Origin of the sequence: Pseudomonas sp. QE6, assembly GCF_041379005.1 — a bacterium.
Lineage (GTDB): Bacteria > Pseudomonadota > Gammaproteobacteria > Pseudomonadales > Pseudomonadaceae > Pseudomonas.
Genome location: NZ_CP166873.1, coordinates 1763940 through 1782632, shown reverse-complemented (window position 1 = coordinate 1782632; position 18693 = coordinate 1763940). Strand labels below are relative to the sequence as shown.

Here is an 18693-nt window from a genome sequence, read left to right as displayed (position 1 = left end):
CACACTCGCGCGACTTTGCCGCACATGGACGGCCGGCCGTATACTCAACGGTTTTCGCCCGCCATGCGAGGCCGCTGTGGACAAGATCCTCATCCGTGGGGCACGTACCCACAACCTGAAGAACATCGACCTGACCCTGCCCCGCGACAAGCTGATCGTGATCACCGGCCTGTCCGGCTCCGGCAAGTCTTCCCTGGCCTTCGACACGCTCTATGCCGAGGGTCAGCGCCGCTATGTGGAATCCCTGTCGGCCTATGCCCGGCAGTTCCTCTCGATGATGGAAAAGCCCGACGTCGACACCATCGAAGGTCTGTCGCCGGCCATTTCCATCGAGCAGAAATCCACCTCGCACAACCCGCGCTCCACAGTGGGCACCATCACCGAGATCTACGACTACCTGCGCCTGCTCTACGCGCGCGTGGGTATCCCGCGCTGCCCGGACCACGACATCCCGCTGGAGGCGCAGACCGTCAGCCAGATGGTCGATCAGGTGCTGGCGCTGCCCGAAGGCCGCAAGCTGATGCTGCTGGCCCCGGTGATCCGTGAGCGCAAGGGCGAGCACCTGGCGGTGTTCGAGGAGATGCGCGCCCAGGGTTTCGTCCGCGCCCGCGTCAACGGCAAGCTCTACGAGCTGGACGAGCTGCCCAAGCTGGACAAGAAGCTCAAGCACTCCATCGACGTGGTGGTGGACCGCTTCAAGGTGCGCGGCGACCTGCAGCAGCGCCTGGCGGAATCCTTCGAGACGGCGATCAACCTGGCTGACGGCATCGCCCTGGTCGCTCCGATGGACGATGAAGAAGGCGAAGAGATGATCTTCTCCGCCCGCTTCGCCTGCCCGATCTGCGGCCACTCCATCAGCGAGCTGGAACCCAAGCTGTTCTCCTTCAACAACCCGGCCGGCGCCTGCCCGACCTGCGACGGCCTGGGCGTGAAGCAGTTCTTCGATGCGCGCCGGGTGGTCAATGGCGAGCTGACCCTGGCCGAAGGCGCGATCCGCGGCTGGGACCGGCGCAACGTCTACTACTTCCAGATGCTCGGCTCCCTGGCCGGGCACTTCGGCTTCAGCCTGGAGGAGCCCTTCCAGGACCTCGATCCGGAGCACCAGAAGTTCATCCTCAACGGCTCGGGCCGCGAGAACGTCGAATTCCGCTACCTCAACGACCGTGGCGACATCGTCAAGCGCGCGCACCCGTTCGAAGGCATCCTGCCCAACCTGGAGCGCCGCTACCGCGAGACCGAGTCGGCCACCGTGCGCGAGGAGCTGGCCAAGTTCCTCAGCACCCAGCCCTGCCCGGACTGCCACGGCACCCGCCTGCGCCGCGAGGCGCGCCACGTGTGGGTCGGCGACAAGACGTTGCCGGCGATCACCGCGATGCCGGTGGGCACCGCCTGTGAATACGCCGAGAGCCTGACCCTGACCGGCCGCCGCGGCGAGATCGCCTCGAAGATCCTCAAGGAGATCCGCGAACGCCTGCAGTTCCTGGTCAACGTCGGCCTCGACTACCTGACCCTGGATCGCAGCGCCGACACCCTGTCCGGCGGCGAGGCCCAGCGCATCCGCCTGGCCAGCCAGATCGGCGCGGGCCTGGTGGGCGTCATGTACATCCTCGACGAACCCTCCATCGGCCTGCACCAGCGCGACAACGAACGCCTGCTGGGCACCCTCACCCACCTGCGCAACCTGGGCAACACGGTGATCGTGGTCGAGCACGACGAGGACGCCATCCGCCTCGCCGACTACGTGGTGGACATCGGCCCCGGCGCCGGCGTGCACGGCGGGCAGATCGTCGCCGAGGGTACGCCGCAGGAGGTCATGGACCACCCGGATTCGGTCACCGGCAAGTACCTGTCCGGCCGCACCAAGATCGTCGTGCCGGCCGAGCGTACGCCGCGCAACAAGAAGCAGTTGCTCAAGCTCAAGGGCGCACGCGGCAACAACCTGCAGAACGTCAACCTGGAAATCCCGGTCGGCCTGTTCACCTGCGTCACCGGGGTGTCCGGCTCCGGCAAGTCGACGCTGATCAACAACACCCTGTTCCCGATCACCGCCACCGCGCTCAACGGCGCCACCAGCCTGGAGGTCGCGCCGCACGACTCCTTCGACGGCCTGCAGCACCTGGACAAGGTGGTGGACATCGACCAGAGCCCGATCGGCCGCACGCCACGCTCCAACCCCGCGACCTACACCGGCCTGTTCACGCCGATCCGCGAGCTGTTCGCTGGCGTACCGGAAGCCCGTTCGCGCGGCTACGGCCCGGGGCGCTTCTCCTTCAACGTGAAGGGCGGCCGCTGCGAGGCCTGCCAGGGCGACGGCGTGATCAAGGTGGAGATGCACTTCCTGCCGGACATCTACGTCCCCTGCGACGTCTGCAAGGGCAAGCGCTACAACCGCGAGACCCTGGAAGTCCGCTACAAGGGCAAGAGCATCACCGAGGTGCTGGACATGACCATCGAGGACGCGCGCGAGTTCTTCGACGCCGTCCCGGCCATCGCCCGCAAGCTGCAGACCCTGATGGACGTCGGCCTGTCGTACATCAAGCTGGGGCAGAGCGCGACCACCCTGTCCGGCGGTGAGGCGCAGCGGGTGAAACTGTCCCGCGAGCTGTCCAAGCGCGATACCGGCAAGACCCTGTACATCCTCGACGAGCCGACCACAGGCCTGCACTTCGCGGATATCCAGCAGTTGCTCGACGTGCTGCACCGCCTGCGCGACCACGGCAACACCGTGGTGGTGATCGAGCACAACCTGGACGTGATCAAGACTGCCGACTGGCTGGTCGACCTCGGTCCCGAAGGCGGCTCCAAGGGCGGCCAGATCATCGCCACCGGCACGCCGGAGCAGGTCGCGGAGATGGAGGCATCGCACACCGGGCGCTTCCTCAAACCGCTGCTGGAGCGCGATCGGGCCTGATCCGCGCCGGCAGGAAAAAAGCCCCTGCTGCCAATCGGCGCAGGGGCTTTTTTCTGCTCCGCGCGCAAATAAAAAAGCCCCCGGAGCCTGAGCGCCGGGGGCCTTTGTCGAACCGAAGCTGCGGATCAGATCTGCGACTGCAGGTAATTCTCCAGCCCCATCTTCTGGATCAGCCCGAGCTGCTGCTCCAGCCAGTAGGCGTGGTCTTCCTCGGTGTCGGTCAGCTGCACGCGGAGGATGTCGCGGGTAACGAAGTCCTTGTGCTTCTCGCACAGGGCGATGCCCTTGGCCAGGGCGGCGCGCACATGGCGCTCCAGTTTGAGGTCGGCTTCGAGCATCGAAGGCACGGTCTTGCCCGGATGGATGTCGTCCGGACGCATGCGCGGCGTGCCTTCGAGCAGCAGGATGCGGCGCAGCAGGGCATCGGCGTGCTGGGTTTCCTCTTCCATCTCGTGGTTGAGGCGTTCGTAGAGCTTGGTGAAGCCCCAGTCCTCGTACATCCGCGAGTGGATGAAGTACTGGTCGCGAGCGGCCAGCTCCCCGGTCAGCAGCGTGTTCAGATAGTCGATAACCTCGGCATGGCCTTGCATCAGCCTTCTCCCTGGAACGTGACGGCAAATTAAACGGCGCTATGGTCCGGCTGGGGATGACCGGGGTCAAGCCCGTAATTGGCCGGAAACAAAGCCGCCCTCCGGAGAGGGCGGCGTGTTCCGATGCCTGAGCTTAGTCCAGCTTCAGACCGAGCGCCTTGGCGACACCCTCGCCATAGGCCGGGTCGATCTTGAAGAACAGCGCGAGCTGGCGACGCTGGATGGCTTCCGGCACGCCCGCCATGTCACCGGCGATGTTGGCGTACAGCCGCTGCCGCTGAGCCTCGTCGAACAGGCGGAACAACGCGGCCGGCTGGCTGTAGTAGTCATCGTCCACGCGGTGGTTCCAGTGATCGGCGGTGCCTTCCAAGGTCAGCGGCGGCTCGGAGTAGTCCGGCTGCTCCTGCCACTGGTTGAAGCTGTTCGGCTCGTAGGTGACGGTCATGTCGCCATTGTTGCCGTCCACCCGCATGGCGCCGTCGCGGTGGTAGATGCGCGGATTGTTGCGCGCGGCGTTAACCGGGATCTGGTGGTGGTTCACGCCCAGGCGGTAGCGGTGCGCATCGCCGTAGGAGAACAGGCGCCCCTGGAGCATCCTGTCCGGCGAGAAGCCGATCCCGGGGACGATATTCGCCGGGCTGAACGCGGACTGCTCGACCTCGGCAAAGTAGTTCGCCGGGTTGCGATTCAGCTCGAAGTAGCCCACCTCGATCAGCGGATAATCGCCGTGCGGCCAGACCTTGGTCAGGTCGAACGGGTTGTAGCGGTAGGTGGCCGCTTCCTTCTCCGGCATCACCTGCACGTACATGGTCCAGCGCGGGAAGTCGCCGCGTTCGATGGCGTCGTACAGGTCACGCTGCGAGCTCTCGCGGTCGGCCCCGACCAGCTTCGCCGCTTCCTCGTTGCTCAGGTTCTCGATGCCCTGCTGGGTCTTGAAGTGGAACTTCACCCAGAAGCGCTCGTTGCTGGCGTTGATGAAGCTGAAGGTGTGGCTGCCGAAGCCATGGACGTGGCGGTAGCTGCGCGGCAGGCCGCGGTCGCTGAAGTCGATGGTCAGTTGGTGCAGTGCTTCAGGCAGGTGCGAGAAGAAGTCCCACTTCAGGGTGGCGTTGCGCAGGTTGGTGCGCGGGTCGCGTTTCACCACGTGGTTCAGGTCGGGGAATTTCAGCGGGTCGCGGAAGTAGAAGACCGGGGTGTTGTTGCCCACCAGGTCCCAGTTGCCTTCCTCGGTGTAGAACTTCAGGGCGAAGCCGCGGATATCGCGTTCGGCATCCGCCGCGCCGCGCTCGCCTGCCACGGTGGAGAAGCGCAGGAACAACGGAGTCTGCTTGCCGATCTGGGAGAACAGCTTGGCGCGGCTGTAGCGGGTGATGTCGTGGGTGACGGTGAAGGTGCCATAGGCGGCGGAGCCTTTGGCATGCATGCGGCGCTCAGGAATCACTTCACGATCGAAGTGCGCCAGTTTCTCCAGGAACCAGACGTCCTGCAGCAGCATCGGCCCCCGCGGGCCGGCGGTCTGGACGTTCTGGTTATCGGCGACCGGCGCTCCGGCAGCGGTCGTCAGGCGGGTGTTGTCGCTCATCGTTACTCTCCTCAACGGCGGGAGCGGTATCCGCTGCTCACGGAAGCGGTGAGCGCGGCCCGACATCCCGATCGGACAATTAAGCGCCTCCACCGGCGTTGCGGCTGTTGGCCCCCTCGGCGAGCAGTGGAAGTCGGCGACGTCAGGATCGTCGAGGAGACGGGTAATGAGCCAATTTATTGATTCGAGCTCATCGATAGAGAAATACTTTTCGATAGGCGATAAAAAACCGGGCGCAAGGCCCGGTTTCTTATAAGCAAGGCGTAAACCTTACTCTGCAGCTTCTACTGCTTGGCCGCCAACAGCGCGGTCAATCAGTTCGACGTATGCCATGGGGGCATTGTCGCCGGCGCGGAAGCCGCACTTCAGGATGCGCAGGTAGCCGCCCGGACGGTTGGCGTAGCGCTTGCCCAGCTCGTTGAACAGCTTGCCTACGGCTTCTTTCGAACGGGTACGGTCGAAAGCGAGACGACGGTTGGCAACGCTATCCACTTTAGCCAGGGTGATCAGCGGCTCGGCAACGCGACGCAGTTCCTTGGCCTTGGGCAGGGTGGTTTTGATCAGTTCGTGTTCGAAGAGCGACACAGCCATGTTCTGGAACATAGCCTTGCGGTGCGCGCTGGTGCGGCTCAGGTGACGACCACTTTTACGATGGCGCATGGTTCAATTCCTTTCCAAACTTTACGTTCGGTAGCTACGACGATCAGGCAGTAGCCTTGTCGTCTTTCTTGAGACTTGCCGGCGGCCAGTTGTCGAGGCGCATACCGAGGGACAGACCGCGAGAGGCCAGAACGTCCTTGATTTCGGTCAGGGACTTCTTACCCAGGTTCGGCGTTTTGAGCAGCTCTACTTCGGTGCGCTGAATCAGGTCACCGATGTAGTAGATGTTCTCTGCCTTCAGGCAGTTGGCCGAACGGACGGTCAGCTCCAGGTCATCGACCGGACGCAGCAGGATCGGATCGATCTCGTCTTCCTGCTCTTCAACGACGGGCTCACTGTCACCCTTGAGGTCCACGAACGCTGCCAGCTGCTGTTGCAGGATGGTAGCGGCGCGACGGATAGCCTCTTCGGGGTCCAGGGTGCCGTTGGTTTCCAGATCGAGGACCAGCTTGTCCAGGTTGGTACGCTGTTCGACACGGGCGTTCTCGACCACGTAGGCAACACGACGTACGGGGCTGAACGAGGCGTCGAGCTGCAGACGGCCGATGCTACGGCTTTCGTCTTCATCGCTCGAACGGGCATCAGCCGGCTCGTAGCCACGGCCACGAGCGACTTTCAGCTTCATGTTCAGCGCGCCGTTATCGGCCAGGTGGGCGATAACATGGTCACCGTTGACGATCTCGACATCATGATCCAGCTGAATATCGGCAGCGGTCACCACACCCGAGCCCTTTTTCGCCAGGGTCAGCGTCACTTCGTCACGGCCGTGCAGCTTGATGGCCAGGCCTTTCAGGTTGAGCAGGATCTCGATGACATCTTCCTGCACACCTTCGATGGCGGAGTACTCATGGAGTACGCCGTCGATCTCGGCCTCGACCACTGCACAGCCAGGCATGGAGGACAACAGGATGCGACGCAGCGCGTTGCCCAGGGTATGGCCGAAACCACGCTCGAGGGGCTCGAGGGTGATCTTGGCGCGGGTTTGGCTGACCACCTGCACATCGATGTGGCGGGGGGTCAGGAACTCATTTACCGAACTCTGCATGGATGCACCTATTTTCTAGCCCTTACTTGGAGTAGAGCTCGACAATCAGGTTTTCGTTGATGTCGGCGGACAGATCGGCACGAGCCGGGACACTCTTGAAGGTGCCGGACTTCTTGTCGCTATCCACTTCGACCCACTCAACGCGACCGCGCTGGGCGCACAGTTCCAGGGCTTGGGCGATACGCAGCTGGTTCTTCGACTTCTCGCGAACAGCAACGACGTCACCAGCCTTGACCTGGTAGGACGGGATGTTAACGGTCTGACCGTTCACGCTGATGGTCTTGTGGGACACCAGCTGACGGGATTCGGAACGAGTGGAACCGAAGCCCATACGGTAGACGACGTTGTCCAGACGGCACTCGAGCAGCTGCAGCAGGTTCTCACCAGTGGAGCCCTTGCGGCGGGACGCTTCCTGATAGTAGCCACGGAATTGACGTTCCAGAACGCCGTAGATGCGGCGGACTTTCTGCTTCTCGCGCAGCTGCAGACCGTAGTCGGACAGACGACCACGACGCTGACCATGCTGGCCAGGAACGTTTTCTGCCTTGCACTTCGAGTCGAGGGCACGAACGCCGCTCTTCAGGAACAGATCAGTGCCTTCGCGGCGAGACAGTTTGCACTTGGGACCAATGTAACGAGCCATTTCTCACTGTCTCCTATTACACGCGACGCTTTTTCGGCGGACGGCAGCCGTTGTGCGGGATCGGGGTTACGTCGGTGATGCTGGCGATCTTGTAACCGCAGGCATTCAGCGCACGTACAGCCGACTCGCGGCCCGGGCCCGGGCCCTTGACGTTGACGTCGAGGTTCTTCAGACCGTATTCCAGAGCAGCCTGGCCGGCACGCTCGGCCGCTACCTGGGCAGCGAACGGAGTGCTCTTACGCGAGCCGCGGAAGCCCGAACCACCGGAGGTAGCCCAGGACAGGGCGTTGCCCTGACGGTCGGTGATGGTAACGATGGTGTTGTTGAAGGACGCGTGGATATGCGCGATCCCGTCAACCACCGTCTTTTTGACTTTCTTACGAGGACGAGCAGCAGGTTTTGCCATGACTAAATTCCTAAGCGATTACTTGCGGATCGGCTTACGCGGGCCCTTACGGGTACGCGCGTTGGTCTTGGTACGCTGACCGCGAACCGGCAGACCGCGACGATGACGCAGACCGCGGTAGCAACCGAGGTCCATCAGACGCTTGATGTTCATGTTGATTTCGCGACGCAGGTCACCTTCGGTGGTCAGCTTGGCCACCTCGGTACGCAGCGAATCAATCTGCTCTTCGCTCAGGTCCTTGATCTTTGCAGCCGGGCTGATGCCGGTGGCTGCACAGATGCTCTGTGCGGTAGTGCGACCGACACCATAGATGTAGGTCAGCGAGATAACAGTGTGCTTGTTATCCGGAATGTTTACGCCTGCAATACGGGCCATTCAGAAAAACTCCAATTGACAGCTACCCGGCGCCCAGGAAGCCAAGAAAGGGCGCGGATATTAGCGCTGTAAAAACAAATAATCAACCCGGCAGCACACTAGCTGCCGGGTTATAACGCGTGGTTCACACTCAGCCTTGGCGCTGCTTGTGACGCGGCTCCGCGCTGCAGATCACACGAACGACGCCTTCGCGACGGATGATCTTGCAGTTACGGCACAGCTTCTTTACCGATGCACGAACTTTCATCAGTGACTCCTCGAACCTTACGGGTCAGCGCAGCAGGCCGCTGCCATAGCCCTTCAGGTTGGCTTTCTTCATGAGGGATTCGTACTGGTGAGAAACGAGGTGCGATTGTACTTGGGCCATAAAGTCCATCACAACCACGACCACGATCAGCAACGAGGTCCCGCCAAGGTAGAACGGTACGTGGGCAGCTACGACCAGGAACTGGGGCAGCAGGCACACAGCCGTCATGTACAGGGCACCGAACATGGTCAAACGAGTCAGCACGCCATCGATGTAGCGAGCCGATTGTTCGCCCGGACGAATACCCGGAATAAATGCACCGGACTTCTTGAGGTTTTCCGCCACGTCCTTCGGGTTGAACATCAGCGCTGTGTAGAAGAAGCAGAAGAAGACGATCCCTGCACTAAACAGCAGAATGTTCAGCGGCTGACCAGGCGCGATCGCTTGCGCGACGTCCTGCAGCCAACCCAGGCCTTCCGACTGGCCGAACCAGGCACCCAGGGATGCCGGGAACAGCAGGATGCTGCTGGCGAAGATCGCGGGGATTACACCCGCCATGTTCACTTTCAGCGGCAGATGGCTGGTCTGGGCGGCAAACACCTTGCGGCCTTGTTGGCGCTTGGCGTAATGCACGGCGATACGGCGCTGACCACGCTCGATGAATACAACGAACGCGATGATGGCCACGGCCAGCAGGCCGATGGCGATCAGGGCGAAGATGTTGATATCACCTTGACGCGCGGACTCGAAGGACTGACCGATTGCTCGGGGCAGGCCTGCGACGATACCGGAGAAGATCAACATGGAGATGCCGTTGCCGACACCCCGCTCGGTGATCTGCTCACCCAGCCACATCATGAACAGCGCACCCGCCACGAAGGTGGTGACCGACACGAAGTAGAAGCCGAAGTCGTTGGAGAAGGCCACACCCTGGCTGCCCAGACCAACGGACATGCCGATGGCCTGGACGAGTGCCAGAGCGAGAGTTGCGTAGCGGGTGTACTGGCTGATCTTGCGACGCCCAGACTCACCCTCTTTCTTCAACTGCTCCAGCTGCGGGCTGATAGCGGTCATGAGCTGCATGATGATCGATGCCGAGATGTACGGCATGATCCCCAGTGCAAAGATACTCATGCGCTCCAGCGCGCCGCCGGAAAACATGTTGAAGAGGCTAAGAATGGTCCCCTCGTTCTGCCGGAACAGTGCCGCCAAGCGATCGGGGTTGATGCCCGGAACTGGGATGTGCGCGCCGATCCGATAGACGATGATCGCCAGGAACAGGAAACGCAGACGTGCCCAGAGCTCGGACAAACCACCACCGTTGCTCAGCGCAGAGAGAGCACCTTGCTTAGCCATTTAGTCCTCGATTTTGCCGCCAGCTGCTTCGATAGCCGCACGAGCGCCTTTGGTGGCGCCGATGCCTTTCAGGGTGACTGCGCGAGTAACGTCGCCGGACAGCATGACTTTCACACGCTGTACGTTCTGGTTAATCACGTTGGCATCCTTCAGGGCCTGCACGGTTACGACATCACCCTCGACCTTGGCCAGCTCGGAGGTACGCACTTCTGCGCGATCCAGGGCCTTCAGCGAGTTGAAGCCGAACTTCGGCAGACGACGGTGCAGCGGCTGCTGACCACCCTCGAAGCCCGGAGCGATGGAGCCACCGGAGCGGGAGGTCTGACCTTTGTGACCACGGCCACCGGTCTTGCCCAGACCGCTACCGATGCCACGGCCCGGACGGTGCTTTTCGCGACGGGCACCCGGCGCGGAACGCAGATCGTTCAGTTGCATGGATTAACCCTCCACACGCAGCAGGTAGTAGGCCTTGTTGATCATGCCGCGATTTTCAGGAGTGTCCTGAACTTCAACGGTGTGACCAATGCGACGCAGGCCCAGGCCTTTGACGCAAGCCTTGTGATTGGCCAGACGGCCGTTCACGCTCTTGATCAGGGTAACTTTGACAGTTGCCATGGTTAGAGAATCTCCTCGACGCTCTTGCCACGCTTGGCCGCTACCGACTCAGGGGACTGCATGTTCTTCAGGCCCTTGAAGGTTGCGTAGACCACGTTCACCGGGTTGGTGGAGCCGTAGCACTTCGCCAGAACGTTCTGCACACCGGCCACTTCCAGGACGGCACGCATGGCGCCGCCGGCGATGATACCGGTACCTTCGGAAGCCGGCTGCATGTACACCTTGGAGGCGCCATGGGCGGACTTGGTCGGGTACTGCAGGGTGGTGCCGTTCAGATCAACCTGGATCATGTTGCGGCGAGCAGCTTCCATGGCCTTCTGGATGGCAGCCGGCACTTCACGCGCCTTGCCACGACCGAAGCCAACACGGCCCTTGCCATCGCCAACCACGGTCAGCGCGGTGAAGGCGAAGATACGGCCACCTTTAACGGTTTTGGCGACGCGGTTAACTTGAACCAGCTTCTCGATGTAGCCTTCGTCGCGCTTTTGATCGTTGTTTGCCATAACTTAGAACTCCAGACCGCCTTCGCGAGCGGCATCAGCCAGGGCCTTGATACGGCCGTGGTACTTGAAGCCAGAACGGTCGAACGCCACCTGAGTGACGCCGGCAGCCTTGGCGCGTTCGGCGACCAGTTGACCAACTTTCTTGGCTGCGTCGATGTTGCCGGTGGCACCTTCGCGCAGTTCCTTGTCCAGGGTCGAGGCGCTGGCCAGGACCTTGCCGCCATCGGCCGCAATGACCTGGGCGTAGATGTGCTGGGAGGAGCGGTACACGCAGAGGCGTACGGCTTCCAGTTCGCGCATCTTCAGGCGTGCCTTGCGAGCGCGGCGCAGACGGGTTTCTTTCTTGACGCTCATTTGCTATGCCCTACTTCTTCTTGGCTTCTTTACGAAGGACGACTTCGTCGGCGTAACGCACGCCCTTGCCTTTGTACGGCTCCGGCGGACGGAAGTCGCGGATTTCCGCGGCAACCTGGCCAACCAGCTGCTTGTCGATGCCCTTGATCAGGATATCGGTCTGGCTGGGGGTTTCCGCGACGATGCCGGCAGGCAGTTCGTAATCAACCGGGTGGGAGAAGCCGAGAGCCAGGGACAGCACTTGGCCTTTGGCCTGCGCCTTGTAACCAACGCCGACCAGCTGGAGCTTGCGCTCGAAGCCCTGGCTGACGCCGATTACCATGTTGTTGACCAGAGCACGGGTAGTACCGGCCATGGCACGGGTCTGCTGGTCGCCGTTACGCGCAGCGAAACGCAGCTCACCGTTGTCCTGAATGACTTCGACGGACGGGTGGACTTTCAGCTCGAGAGCGCCTTTGGCACCCTTGACCGAGAGGTCCTGACCAGCCAGCTTGATTTCAACGCCGGCGGGCAGTTTGACGGGGTTCTTAGCAACGCGAGACATGCTGATTCCCCTTAGAACACAGTGCAGAGCACTTCGCCACCAACACCAGCGGCACGGGCAGCACGATCAGTCATCACACCCTTGTTGGTGGAGACGATCGACACACCCAGGCCACCGCGTACTTTCGGCAGCTGGTCTACGGATTTGTACTGGCGCAGGCCAGGACGGCTGATTCGCTTCACTTCCTCGATGACAGGCTTGCCTTCGAAGTACTTCAGCTCGATCGACAGCAGAGGCTTGGCCTCGGCGCTGACTTGGAAATCCGCAATGTAACCTTCGTCCTTGAGGACTTTGGCGACTGCCGCTTTCAGCTTGGAAGACGGCATGCTCACGACGGTCTTCTCAGCCATCTGGGCATTACGGATGCGAGTTAGCATGTCTGCTAACGGGTCCTGCATACTCATGGGCTTAATGCTCCTGATACAAAAGATAAGCCTTCAACTTCATAACTCGCCCTTAAAACGCCAGGCGAACTAAAACCCAGGCTCAGGGGAGCCGGGTATTCTAGAGATCGCTCAAAAACGAATCAAGCCCCACGAGGGGGCTTGGTTCGTTAAGCGATCAACGGAGCCGTTGCCGGCTCCGCCAACGACTTACCAGCTGGCTTTCACCAGGCCCGGTACGTCGCCGCGCATTGCAGCTTCGCGCAGCTTGTTACGGCTCAGACCGAACTTGCGGTAGAAGCCGTGCGGACGACCGGTCAGGCGGCAGCGGTTACGCAGGCGGCTGGCGCTCGCGTCACGAGGCTGCTTCTGCAGGGCGACCTGGGCGTTCCAACGCTCTTCCGCAGAGGAGTTCGGATTAGCGATGATCGCTTTCAGCTCGGCACGCTTTTTGGCGTACTTGGCTACCGTTTGCTGACGCTTCAGCTCACGGTTCTTCATGCTCTCTTTAGCCATGGTCCTACTCCAATCAGTTGCGGAACGGGAAGTTGAAGGCGCGCAGCAGGGCACGACCTTCATCATCCGAACGAGCGGTGGTGGTCAGAGTGATATCCATACCGCGGAGGGCATCGATCTTGTCGTAATCGATTTCCGGGAAGATGATCTGCTCTTTGACGCCCATGCTGTAGTTGCCACGACCGTCGAAGGACTTGGCGTTCAGACCGCGGAAGTCACGCACGCGCGGCAGGGAGATCGACAGCAGACGGTCCAGGAACTCGTACATGCGATCGCCACGCAGGGTGACTTTCACGCCAATCGGCCAGCCTTCACGGATCTTGAAACCGGCGATGGACTTACGGGCGTAAGTCACAACCGGCTTCTGACCCGCGATCTTTTCCAGATCGGCTACGGCGCTCTCGATGACTTTCTTGTCACCAACAGCCTCGCCAAGACCCATGTTCAGGGTGATTTTGGTAACGCGCGGAACTTCCATCACGTTCGCCAGCTGAAGCTCTTGCTTCAGCTTGGGAGCGATTTCCTTCCGATAAATTTCTTTCAATCGTGCCATGGTGATCTACCTAGCTCCCTCAAGCCTGAACCGGTTTCTGGGTCGACTTGAAGACACGAATCTTCTTACCGTCTTCGACCTTGAAGCCAACGCGATCAGCCTTGTTGGTTTCAGCGTTGAAGATGGCGACGTTGGAGACGTGCAGAGGCGCCTCCTTCTCGACGATCCCGCCTTGCTGGTTGAGCATGGGGTTGGGCTTGGTGTGGCGCTTGATCAGGTTCACGCCACCAACGACCAGACGGTCGTCAGCGAGAACTTTCAGCACCTTGCCACGCTTGCCCTTGTCCTTGCCGGCAATGACGATGACTTCGTCGTCACGACGAATTTTTTGCATGACGGCTACTCCTTACAGCACTTCAGGGGCAAGGGAGACGATCTTCATGAACTTCTCGGTACGAAGTTCACGAGTCACCGGCCCGAAGATACGGGTGCCGATCGGCTCCTGCTTGTTGTTCAGCAGGACGGCGGCGTTGCCGTCGAAGCGAATGATGGAACCGTCGGTACGACGTACGCCGTGCTTGGTGCGAACGACCACGGCAGTCATTACCTGGCCCTTCTTCACCTTGCCACGAGGAATCGCTTCCTTGACGGTGACCTTGATGATGTCGCCAATGCCGGCGTAACGGCGGTGGGAACCGCCGAGTACCTTGATGCACATTACGCGACGCGCGCCGCTGTTGTCAGCGACATCGAGCATGGATTGAGTCTGAATCATCTTCTATCTCCGACCCTTAGACTTCAACCGCGCGCTCGACGATATCAACCAGGGTCCAGGCCTTGGTCTTGGCCAGCGGACGGGTCTCGCGGATGGTGACCAGGTCACCAACGCGGCACTGATTGGTTTCGTCGTGGGCGTGCAGTTTGGTCGAACGCTTCACGTATTTGCCGTAGATCGGGTGCTTGACGCGACGCTCGATCAGAACGGTAACGGTCTTGTCCATCTTGTCGCTGACGACGCGGCCGGTCAGCGTACGGACGGTGTTCTGAGCTTCAGCCATGATTACTTACCTGCTTGCTGGTTGAGCACAGTTTTAACGCGAGCGATGTCGCGCTTCACTTGCGAGAGCAGGTGAGACTGCCCCAACTGGCCAGTTGCCTTCTGCATGCGCAGATTGAACTGGTCGCGCAGCAGGCCGAGCAGTTGCTCGTTCAGCTGCTCAACGGATTTTTCACGAAGTTCATTCGCTTTCATCACATCACCGTCCGCTTAACAAAGGAGGTGGCGAGCGGCAGCTTTGCAGCAGCCAGGGCGAATGCCTCACGCGCCAGCTCTTCGGATACACCCTCGATCTCGTACAGGACCTTGCCCGGTTGAATCTGGGCTACCCAGTACTCGACGCCGCCCTTACCTTTACCCATACGTACTTCCAGGGGCTTCTTGGTAACAGGCTTGTCGGGGAATACGCGAATCCAGATCTTGCCGCCACGCTTAACGTGACGGGTCAGCGCACGACGTGCGGACTCGATCTGACGCGCGGTGAGACGGCCACGACTGGTTGCCTTGAGGGCGAACTCGCCGAAGCTGACTTTGGAACCGCGATGAGCCAGGCCACGGTTGTGACCGGTCATTTGCTTGCGGAACTTCGTACGCTTAGGTTGCAGCATTTGCGTACTCCTTACTTAGCAGCTTTTTTACGAGGAGCGGGCGCTACAGGCTTCAGCTCTTCCTGGCGGCCACCGATGACCTCGCCTTTGAAGATCCAAACCTTCACACCGATCACACCGTAGGTGGTGTGCGCTTCGTAGGTTGCGTAGTCGATGTCGGCACGCAGGGTGTGCAGGGGCACACGACCTTCGCGATACCACTCGGTACGAGCGATTTCAGCGCCGCCCAGACGACCGCTTACCTGGATCTTGATGCCTTTGGCACCAATGCGCATGGCGTTCTGTACGGCGCGCTTCATGGCGCGACGGAACATGACGCGACGCTCCAGCTGCTGAGCTACGCTTTGCGCAACCAGCATACCGTCGAGTTCCGGCTTGCGGATCTCTTCGATGTTGATGTGCACAGGCACACCCATTTGCTTGGTCAGGTCCTGACGCAGCTTCTCAACATCTTCACCTTTCTTGCCGATCACGATGCCGGGACGAGCGGTGTGGATGGTGATGCGTGCAGTTTGAGCCGGACGATGGATATCGATACGGCTTACGGACGCGCTTTTTAGTTTGTCTTGGAGATACTCACGTACCTTCAGGTCGGCGAACAGATAATCGGCGTAAGTGCGCTTATCTGCGTACCAAACGGAGGTGTGCTCCTTGACGATACCCAGGCGGATGCCATTGGGATGTACTTTCTGACCCATCTGATCGACTCCGTTACTTGTCCGCAACCTTGACAGTGATATGGCAAGACCGCTTGACGATGCGATCAGCACGGCCTTTGGCACGCGGCATGATGCGCTTGAGCGAACGACCTTCGTTGACGAAGACGGTGGAAACCTTCAGGTCATCCACATCGGCGCCTTCGTTGTGCTCGGCGTTGGCCACGGCCGACTCCAGCACTTTCTTCATGATCTCGGCGGCTTTCTTGTTGCTGAAAGCCAGGAGGTTGAGCGCATCGCCCACCTTCTTCCCGCGGATCTGGTCGGCGACCAAGCGGGCTTTCTGGGCGGAGATACGAGCGCCCGAGAGCTTAGCGGCTACTTCCATCTTCCTTACCCCTTAACGCTTGGCTTTCTTGTCCGCAGCGTGCCCACGATAAGTGCGGGTAGCAGCGAACTCGCCGAGTTTGTGACCGACCATGTCTTCGTTGACCAGGACCGGCACGTGTTGACGGCCGTTGTGGACAGCGATGGTCAGACCAACCATGTGCGGCAGGATCATCGAACGGCGCGACCAGGTCTTGATCGGCTTGCGGTCGTTCTTTTCCACCGCCACTTCGATCTTCTTCAGCAGGTGAAGATCGATAAAAGGACCTTTTTTCAGAGAACGTGGCACTGTCGTATCCCTCTATTTACTTGCGGCGACGGACGATCATGTTGTCGGTACGCTTGTTCGCGCGAGTCTTCTTACCCTTGGTCTGAAGACCCCACGGCGATACCGGATGACGACCAGCAGAGGTACGACCTTCACCACCACCATGCGGGTGGTCGACCGGGTTCATGGCAACACCACGAACGGTCGGGCGAACGCCACGCCAGCGCTTGGCACCAGCTTTACCCAGCGAACGCAGGCTGTGCTCGGAGTTCGAGACTTCACCCAGGGTCGCACGGCAGTCAGCCAGGACTTTGCGCATCTCGCCGGAGCGCAGACGCACGGTTACGTAGGCACCTTCACGGGCAACCAGCTGAGCCGAAGCGCCAGCGGAGCGAGCGATCTGAGCGCCTTTGCCAGGCTTCAGCTCGATACCGTGGATGGTGCTACCCACCGGGATATTGCGCAGCGGCATGTTGTTGCCGGCCTTGATCGGAGCGCCGATACCGGAGATCAGTTGATCACCAGCCACCACACCTTTCGGGGCGATGATGTAGCGACGCTCGCCGTCCGCGTATTTCAGCAGAGCGATGTGAGCAGTACGGTTCGGATCGTATTCGACGCGCTCAACGATGGCAGGGATGCCATCCTTGTTGCGGCGGAAGTCGACCAGACGATAGTGCTGCTTGTGGCCACCACCGATATGACGAGTGGTGATACGACCGTTGTTGTTACGGCCGCCCGACTTGGACTTCTTCTCGAGCAGGGGAGCGAACGGAGCACCTTTGTGCAGGTCCTGGTTCACTACCTTGACGACGAAACGACGACCAGCGGAAGTCGGTTTGCATTTAACGATTGCCATGATGCACCCCTTTACTCAGCGCCAGCTGCGAAATCGAGATCCTGGCCCGGCTGGAGAGCGATGTACGCTTTTTTCCAGTCGTTACGCTTGCCCAGGCCGCGAACGGTACGCTTGGTCTTGCCCTGAACGTTCAGGGTGGTGACGCGACGTACTTTCACGCCGAACAGGCTTTCTACGGCCTTCTTGATTTCCAGCTTGGTTGCATCAGTGGCAACCTTGAAAACGAATTGGCTGTTGCCGTCCGCCAGGCCGGTGGCCTTCTCGGAGATATGCGGGCCCAGCAGCACCTTGAATACGCGTTCCTGGTTCATGCCAGCAGCTCCTCGAACTTCTTCACGGCAGACACGGTGACCAGCACCTTGTCGTAGGCAATGAGGCTGACCGGATCGGAAGCCTGGACGTCACGTACGTCGACGTGGGCCAGGTTGCGAGCTGCCAGGTACAGGTTCTCATCGACGCCTTCGGTGACGATCAGTACATCTTTCAGGCCCAGGCCTTCCAGCTTGCTGACCAGACCCTTGGTCTTCGGTGCGTCGACAGCGAAGTCGGCAACGACAACCAGACGATCCAGACGAACCAGCTCGGAGAGGATGGAGCGCAGAGCAGCGCGGTACATCTTCTTGTTGAGCTTCTGGGAGTGATCCTGGGGCTTGGCTGCGAAGGTCGCGCCACCGCCACGCCAGATGGGACTGCGGATGGTGCCAGCACGAGCACGACCGGTGCCCTTCTGACGCCACGGCTTCTTGCCACCGCCGGAGACTTCGGAACGAGTCTTCTGAGCCTTGGTGCCCTGACGACCGCCAGCCATGTAGGCGACGACAGCCTGGTGAACCAGAGTCTCGTTGAATTCGCTGCCAAAGGTACGCTCGGAAACTTCGATCGCCTGAGCGCCATTTACATTCAGTTGCATCTCAGCTTCCTCTCTTAACCGCGAGCCTTGGCTGCCGGACGCACCAGCACATCACCACCGGTAGCGCCGGGAACGGCACCTTTGACCAGCAGCAGATTGCGCTCTGCATCGACACGTACGACTTCCAGGGATTGAACGGTTACACGCTCAGCACCCAGGTGGCCGGACATTTTCTTGCCCTTGAACACTCGACCAGGAGTCTGGCACTGGCCGATGGAACCCGGGACGCGGTGGGAAACGGAGTTACCGTGGGTGTTATCTTGACCACGGAAGTTCCAGCGCTTGATGGTACCGGCAAAGCCTTTACCCTTGGACTCGCCGGTAACGTCTACCAGCTGGCCAGCCTGGAACAGCTCGACGGTGATTGCATCACCGGCGTTGTAGGCTTCCTCGTCCAGACGGAATTCCCACACGCCGCGACCGGCGGCGACATTCGCCTTGGCGAAGTGACCGGCTTGCGCCTTGGTCACACGGGAAGCACGACGCTCGCCGACAGTCACCTGGACCGCGCGGTAGCCATCGCTCTCTTCGTTCTTGAACTGGGTGACGCGATTCGGCTCGACCTCAATGACCGTGACCGGAATGGAGACACCATCTTCGGTGAAAATGCGGGTCATGCCGCACTTACGACCGACAACACCAATTGTCATCTTTAGAACCTCTTTAGTGTACGGGGCTTTCACCCGCTATGGCCGCCCATTTCAGAGCGTTACACGACCAATGCC

General features: G+C 60.6%; 30 protein-coding genes. 1 reads left to right on the top strand and 29 read right to left on the bottom strand.

Annotated features, from left to right (window positions below; translation table 11 throughout):
• Positions 1-76 precede the first annotated feature (76 nt).
• Positions 77-2911, top strand: a complete 2835-nt coding sequence (gene uvrA / locus ACAW63_RS08155) for an excinuclease ABC subunit UvrA (protein ID WP_371232910.1) — start codon at positions 77-79, stop codon at positions 2909-2911.
• Positions 2912-3036: 125 nt separating this feature from the next.
• On the opposite strand, the gene bfr is transcribed toward uvrA, so the two are convergent.
• From bfr to rplC, 29 genes are all read right to left on the bottom strand, one after another.
• The gene (gene bfr / locus ACAW63_RS08150; RefSeq protein ID WP_371232908.1) at positions 3037-3501 is read right to left on the bottom strand and encodes a bacterioferritin; all 465 of its coding nucleotides are present in this window, start codon (positions 3499-3501) and stop codon (positions 3037-3039) included.
• Positions 3502-3634: 133 nt separating this feature from the next.
• Entirely contained in the window at positions 3635-5083 is a 1449-nt protein-coding gene (gene katA / locus ACAW63_RS08145) for a catalase KatA (RefSeq protein WP_371232906.1), read from the bottom strand.
• Between the two features lie 270 nt (positions 5084-5353).
• Complete coding sequence (rplQ, locus tag ACAW63_RS08140; RefSeq protein ID WP_015475338.1) at positions 5354-5743, bottom strand: 50S ribosomal protein L17; 390 nt, start codon at positions 5741-5743, stop codon at positions 5354-5356.
• A gap of 43 nt (positions 5744-5786) precedes the next feature.
• A complete protein-coding gene (gene rpoA / locus ACAW63_RS08135) occupies positions 5787-6788 on the bottom strand; it encodes a DNA-directed RNA polymerase subunit alpha (protein WP_009617182.1) in 1002 nt (333 codons plus the stop codon).
• A gap of 22 nt (positions 6789-6810) precedes the next feature.
• Positions 6811-7431 (bottom strand): 30S ribosomal protein S4, encoded by a 621-nt coding sequence (gene rpsD, locus ACAW63_RS08130; RefSeq protein WP_275609988.1) that lies wholly within the window; start codon positions 7429-7431, stop codon positions 6811-6813.
• A gap of 16 nt (positions 7432-7447) precedes the next feature.
• Positions 7448-7837 (bottom strand): 30S ribosomal protein S11, encoded by a 390-nt coding sequence (gene rpsK, locus ACAW63_RS08125; RefSeq protein WP_003093689.1) that lies wholly within the window; start codon positions 7835-7837, stop codon positions 7448-7450.
• Positions 7838-7855: 18 nt separating this feature from the next.
• A complete protein-coding gene (rpsM, locus tag ACAW63_RS08120; protein ID WP_017521894.1) occupies positions 7856-8212 on the bottom strand; it encodes a 30S ribosomal protein S13 in 357 nt (118 codons plus the stop codon).
• 130 nt (positions 8213-8342) lie between these two features.
• On the bottom strand, positions 8343-8459 hold the full coding sequence (gene rpmJ, locus ACAW63_RS08115) for a 50S ribosomal protein L36 (protein ID WP_002555468.1): 117 nt from the start codon (positions 8457-8459) through the stop codon (positions 8343-8345).
• A gap of 24 nt (positions 8460-8483) precedes the next feature.
• The gene (gene secY / locus ACAW63_RS08110) at positions 8484-9815 is read right to left on the bottom strand and encodes a preprotein translocase subunit SecY (RefSeq protein WP_207884734.1); all 1332 of its coding nucleotides are present in this window, start codon (positions 9813-9815) and stop codon (positions 8484-8486) included.
• Positions 9816-10250, bottom strand: coding sequence for a 50S ribosomal protein L15 (rplO, locus tag ACAW63_RS08105; RefSeq protein ID WP_015475334.1), 435 nt, complete (start codon positions 10248-10250; stop codon positions 9816-9818).
• Between the two features lie 3 nt (positions 10251-10253).
• Positions 10254-10430, bottom strand: a complete 177-nt coding sequence (gene rpmD, locus ACAW63_RS08100; protein WP_016490545.1) for a 50S ribosomal protein L30 — start codon at positions 10428-10430, stop codon at positions 10254-10256.
• A 2-nt stretch (positions 10431-10432) separates the two neighbouring features.
• A complete protein-coding gene (rpsE, locus tag ACAW63_RS08095; protein WP_009617173.1) occupies positions 10433-10933 on the bottom strand; it encodes a 30S ribosomal protein S5 in 501 nt (166 codons plus the stop codon).
• 3 nt (positions 10934-10936) lie between these two features.
• On the bottom strand, positions 10937-11287 hold the full coding sequence (gene rplR / locus ACAW63_RS08090) for a 50S ribosomal protein L18 (protein WP_371232903.1): 351 nt from the start codon (positions 11285-11287) through the stop codon (positions 10937-10939).
• A 10-nt stretch (positions 11288-11297) separates the two neighbouring features.
• Positions 11298-11831 (bottom strand): 50S ribosomal protein L6, encoded by a 534-nt coding sequence (rplF, locus tag ACAW63_RS08085; RefSeq protein WP_371232901.1) that lies wholly within the window; start codon positions 11829-11831, stop codon positions 11298-11300.
• Between the two features lie 11 nt (positions 11832-11842).
• Positions 11843-12235 carry a 30S ribosomal protein S8 gene (gene rpsH / locus ACAW63_RS08080; protein ID WP_084313379.1) on the bottom strand — a complete coding sequence of 131 codons (393 nt, stop codon included), beginning with the start codon at positions 12233-12235 and terminating at the stop codon, positions 11843-11845.
• Positions 12236-12424: 189 nt separating this feature from the next.
• Complete coding sequence (rpsN, locus tag ACAW63_RS08075; protein ID WP_152219911.1) at positions 12425-12730, bottom strand: 30S ribosomal protein S14; 306 nt, start codon at positions 12728-12730, stop codon at positions 12425-12427.
• Positions 12731-12743: 13 nt separating this feature from the next.
• A complete protein-coding gene (gene rplE, locus ACAW63_RS08070; protein WP_043248941.1) occupies positions 12744-13283 on the bottom strand; it encodes a 50S ribosomal protein L5 in 540 nt (179 codons plus the stop codon).
• Positions 13284-13302: 19 nt separating this feature from the next.
• Positions 13303-13617, bottom strand: coding sequence for a 50S ribosomal protein L24 (rplX, locus tag ACAW63_RS08065; protein ID WP_015475328.1), 315 nt, complete (start codon positions 13615-13617; stop codon positions 13303-13305).
• Between the two features lie 12 nt (positions 13618-13629).
• On the bottom strand, positions 13630-13998 hold the full coding sequence (gene rplN / locus ACAW63_RS08060) for a 50S ribosomal protein L14 (RefSeq protein ID WP_003093714.1): 369 nt from the start codon (positions 13996-13998) through the stop codon (positions 13630-13632).
• Positions 13999-14014: 16 nt separating this feature from the next.
• The gene (gene rpsQ, locus ACAW63_RS08055; protein ID WP_152219907.1) at positions 14015-14281 is read right to left on the bottom strand and encodes a 30S ribosomal protein S17; all 267 of its coding nucleotides are present in this window, start codon (positions 14279-14281) and stop codon (positions 14015-14017) included.
• Between the two features lie 2 nt (positions 14282-14283).
• Complete coding sequence (gene rpmC / locus ACAW63_RS08050) at positions 14284-14475, bottom strand: 50S ribosomal protein L29 (RefSeq protein WP_003093720.1); 192 nt, start codon at positions 14473-14475, stop codon at positions 14284-14286.
• Positions 14475-14888 carry a 50S ribosomal protein L16 gene (gene rplP / locus ACAW63_RS08045; RefSeq protein ID WP_009617163.1) on the bottom strand — a complete coding sequence of 138 codons (414 nt, stop codon included), beginning with the start codon at positions 14886-14888 and terminating at the stop codon, positions 14475-14477. The genes rpmC and rplP overlap by 1 nt, the downstream gene beginning before the upstream one ends.
• A gap of 11 nt (positions 14889-14899) precedes the next feature.
• Positions 14900-15586 carry a 30S ribosomal protein S3 gene (gene rpsC, locus ACAW63_RS08040; RefSeq protein WP_015475326.1) on the bottom strand — a complete coding sequence of 229 codons (687 nt, stop codon included), beginning with the start codon at positions 15584-15586 and terminating at the stop codon, positions 14900-14902.
• Positions 15587-15599: 13 nt separating this feature from the next.
• Complete coding sequence (rplV, locus tag ACAW63_RS08035; protein ID WP_015475325.1) at positions 15600-15932, bottom strand: 50S ribosomal protein L22; 333 nt, start codon at positions 15930-15932, stop codon at positions 15600-15602.
• Positions 15933-15944: 12 nt separating this feature from the next.
• Positions 15945-16220, bottom strand: a complete 276-nt coding sequence (rpsS, locus tag ACAW63_RS08030) for a 30S ribosomal protein S19 (protein ID WP_015475324.1) — start codon at positions 16218-16220, stop codon at positions 15945-15947.
• A gap of 16 nt (positions 16221-16236) precedes the next feature.
• Complete coding sequence (rplB, locus tag ACAW63_RS08025; RefSeq protein WP_024767388.1) at positions 16237-17058, bottom strand: 50S ribosomal protein L2; 822 nt, start codon at positions 17056-17058, stop codon at positions 16237-16239.
• An 11-nt stretch (positions 17059-17069) separates the two neighbouring features.
• On the bottom strand, positions 17070-17369 hold the full coding sequence (gene rplW / locus ACAW63_RS08020; RefSeq protein ID WP_015475322.1) for a 50S ribosomal protein L23: 300 nt from the start codon (positions 17367-17369) through the stop codon (positions 17070-17072).
• Positions 17366-17968 (bottom strand): 50S ribosomal protein L4, encoded by a 603-nt coding sequence (gene rplD / locus ACAW63_RS08015; protein ID WP_017521904.1) that lies wholly within the window; start codon positions 17966-17968, stop codon positions 17366-17368. The genes rplW and rplD overlap by 4 nt, the downstream gene beginning before the upstream one ends.
• 14 nt (positions 17969-17982) lie before the next feature.
• Positions 17983-18618, bottom strand: coding sequence for a 50S ribosomal protein L3 (gene rplC / locus ACAW63_RS08010; RefSeq protein WP_275609985.1), 636 nt, complete (start codon positions 18616-18618; stop codon positions 17983-17985).
• Between the last annotated feature and the right edge of the window lie 75 nt (positions 18619-18693).

What these genes read in the sequence shown, in the direction of transcription:
- bfr (WP_371232908.1), bottom strand. Translation starts at nt 3,501, where the DNA reads ATGCAAGGCCATGCCGAGGTTATCGACTATCTGAACACGCTGCTGACC.
- katA (WP_371232906.1), bottom strand. Translation starts at nt 5,083, where the DNA reads ATGAGCGACAACACCCGCCTGACGACCGCTGCCGGAGCGCCGGTCGCC.
- rplQ (WP_015475338.1), bottom strand. Translation starts at nt 5,743, where the DNA reads ATGCGCCATCGTAAAAGTGGTCGTCACCTGAGCCGCACCAGCGCGCAC.
- rpoA (WP_009617182.1), bottom strand. Translation starts at nt 6,788, where the DNA reads ATGCAGAGTTCGGTAAATGAGTTCCTGACCCCCCGCCACATCGATGTG.
- rpsD (WP_275609988.1), bottom strand. Translation starts at nt 7,431, where the DNA reads ATGGCTCGTTACATTGGTCCCAAGTGCAAACTGTCTCGCCGCGAAGGC.
- rpsK (WP_003093689.1), bottom strand. Translation starts at nt 7,837, where the DNA reads ATGGCAAAACCTGCTGCTCGTCCTCGTAAGAAAGTCAAAAAGACGGTG.
- rpsM (WP_017521894.1), bottom strand. Translation starts at nt 8,212, where the DNA reads ATGGCCCGTATTGCAGGCGTAAACATTCCGGATAACAAGCACACTGTT.
- rpmJ (WP_002555468.1), bottom strand. Translation starts at nt 8,459, where the DNA reads ATGAAAGTTCGTGCATCGGTAAAGAAGCTGTGCCGTAACTGCAAGATC.
- secY (WP_207884734.1), bottom strand. Translation starts at nt 9,815, where the DNA reads ATGGCTAAGCAAGGTGCTCTCTCTGCGCTGAGCAACGGTGGTGGTTTG.
- rplO (WP_015475334.1), bottom strand. Translation starts at nt 10,250, where the DNA reads ATGCAACTGAACGATCTGCGTTCCGCGCCGGGTGCCCGTCGCGAAAAG.
- rpmD (WP_016490545.1), bottom strand. Translation starts at nt 10,430, where the DNA reads ATGGCAACTGTCAAAGTTACCCTGATCAAGAGCGTGAACGGCCGTCTG.
- rpsE (WP_009617173.1), bottom strand. Translation starts at nt 10,933, where the DNA reads ATGGCAAACAACGATCAAAAGCGCGACGAAGGCTACATCGAGAAGCTG.
- rplR (WP_371232903.1), bottom strand. Translation starts at nt 11,287, where the DNA reads ATGAGCGTCAAGAAAGAAACCCGTCTGCGCCGCGCTCGCAAGGCACGC.
- rplF (WP_371232901.1), bottom strand. Translation starts at nt 11,831, where the DNA reads ATGTCTCGCGTTGCTAAGAACCCCGTCAAACTGCCCGCCGGCGTTGAA.
- rpsH (WP_084313379.1), bottom strand. Translation starts at nt 12,235, where the DNA reads ATGAGTATGCAGGACCCGTTAGCAGACATGCTAACTCGCATCCGTAAT.
- rpsN (WP_152219911.1), bottom strand. Translation starts at nt 12,730, where the DNA reads ATGGCTAAAGAGAGCATGAAGAACCGTGAGCTGAAGCGTCAGCAAACG.
- rplE (WP_043248941.1), bottom strand. Translation starts at nt 13,283, where the DNA reads ATGGCACGATTGAAAGAAATTTATCGGAAGGAAATCGCTCCCAAGCTG.
- rplX (WP_015475328.1), bottom strand. Translation starts at nt 13,617, where the DNA reads ATGCAAAAAATTCGTCGTGACGACGAAGTCATCGTCATTGCCGGCAAG.
- rplN (WP_003093714.1), bottom strand. Translation starts at nt 13,998, where the DNA reads ATGATTCAGACTCAATCCATGCTCGATGTCGCTGACAACAGCGGCGCG.
- rpsQ (WP_152219907.1), bottom strand. Translation starts at nt 14,281, where the DNA reads ATGGCTGAAGCTCAGAACACCGTCCGTACGCTGACCGGCCGCGTCGTC.
- rpmC (WP_003093720.1), bottom strand. Translation starts at nt 14,475, where the DNA reads ATGAAAGCGAATGAACTTCGTGAAAAATCCGTTGAGCAGCTGAACGAG.
- rplP (WP_009617163.1), bottom strand. Translation starts at nt 14,888, where the DNA reads ATGCTGCAACCTAAGCGTACGAAGTTCCGCAAGCAAATGACCGGTCAC.
- rpsC (WP_015475326.1), bottom strand. Translation starts at nt 15,586, where the DNA reads ATGGGTCAGAAAGTACATCCCAATGGCATCCGCCTGGGTATCGTCAAG.
- rplV (WP_015475325.1), bottom strand. Translation starts at nt 15,932, where the DNA reads ATGGAAGTAGCCGCTAAGCTCTCGGGCGCTCGTATCTCCGCCCAGAAA.
- rplB (WP_024767388.1), bottom strand. Translation starts at nt 17,058, where the DNA reads ATGGCAATCGTTAAATGCAAACCGACTTCCGCTGGTCGTCGTTTCGTC.
- rplW (WP_015475322.1), bottom strand. Translation starts at nt 17,369, where the DNA reads ATGAACCAGGAACGCGTATTCAAGGTGCTGCTGGGCCCGCATATCTCC.
- rplD (WP_017521904.1), bottom strand. Translation starts at nt 17,968, where the DNA reads ATGCAACTGAATGTAAATGGCGCTCAGGCGATCGAAGTTTCCGAGCGT.
- rplC (WP_275609985.1), bottom strand. Translation starts at nt 18,618, where the DNA reads ATGACAATTGGTGTTGTCGGTCGTAAGTGCGGCATGACCCGCATTTTC.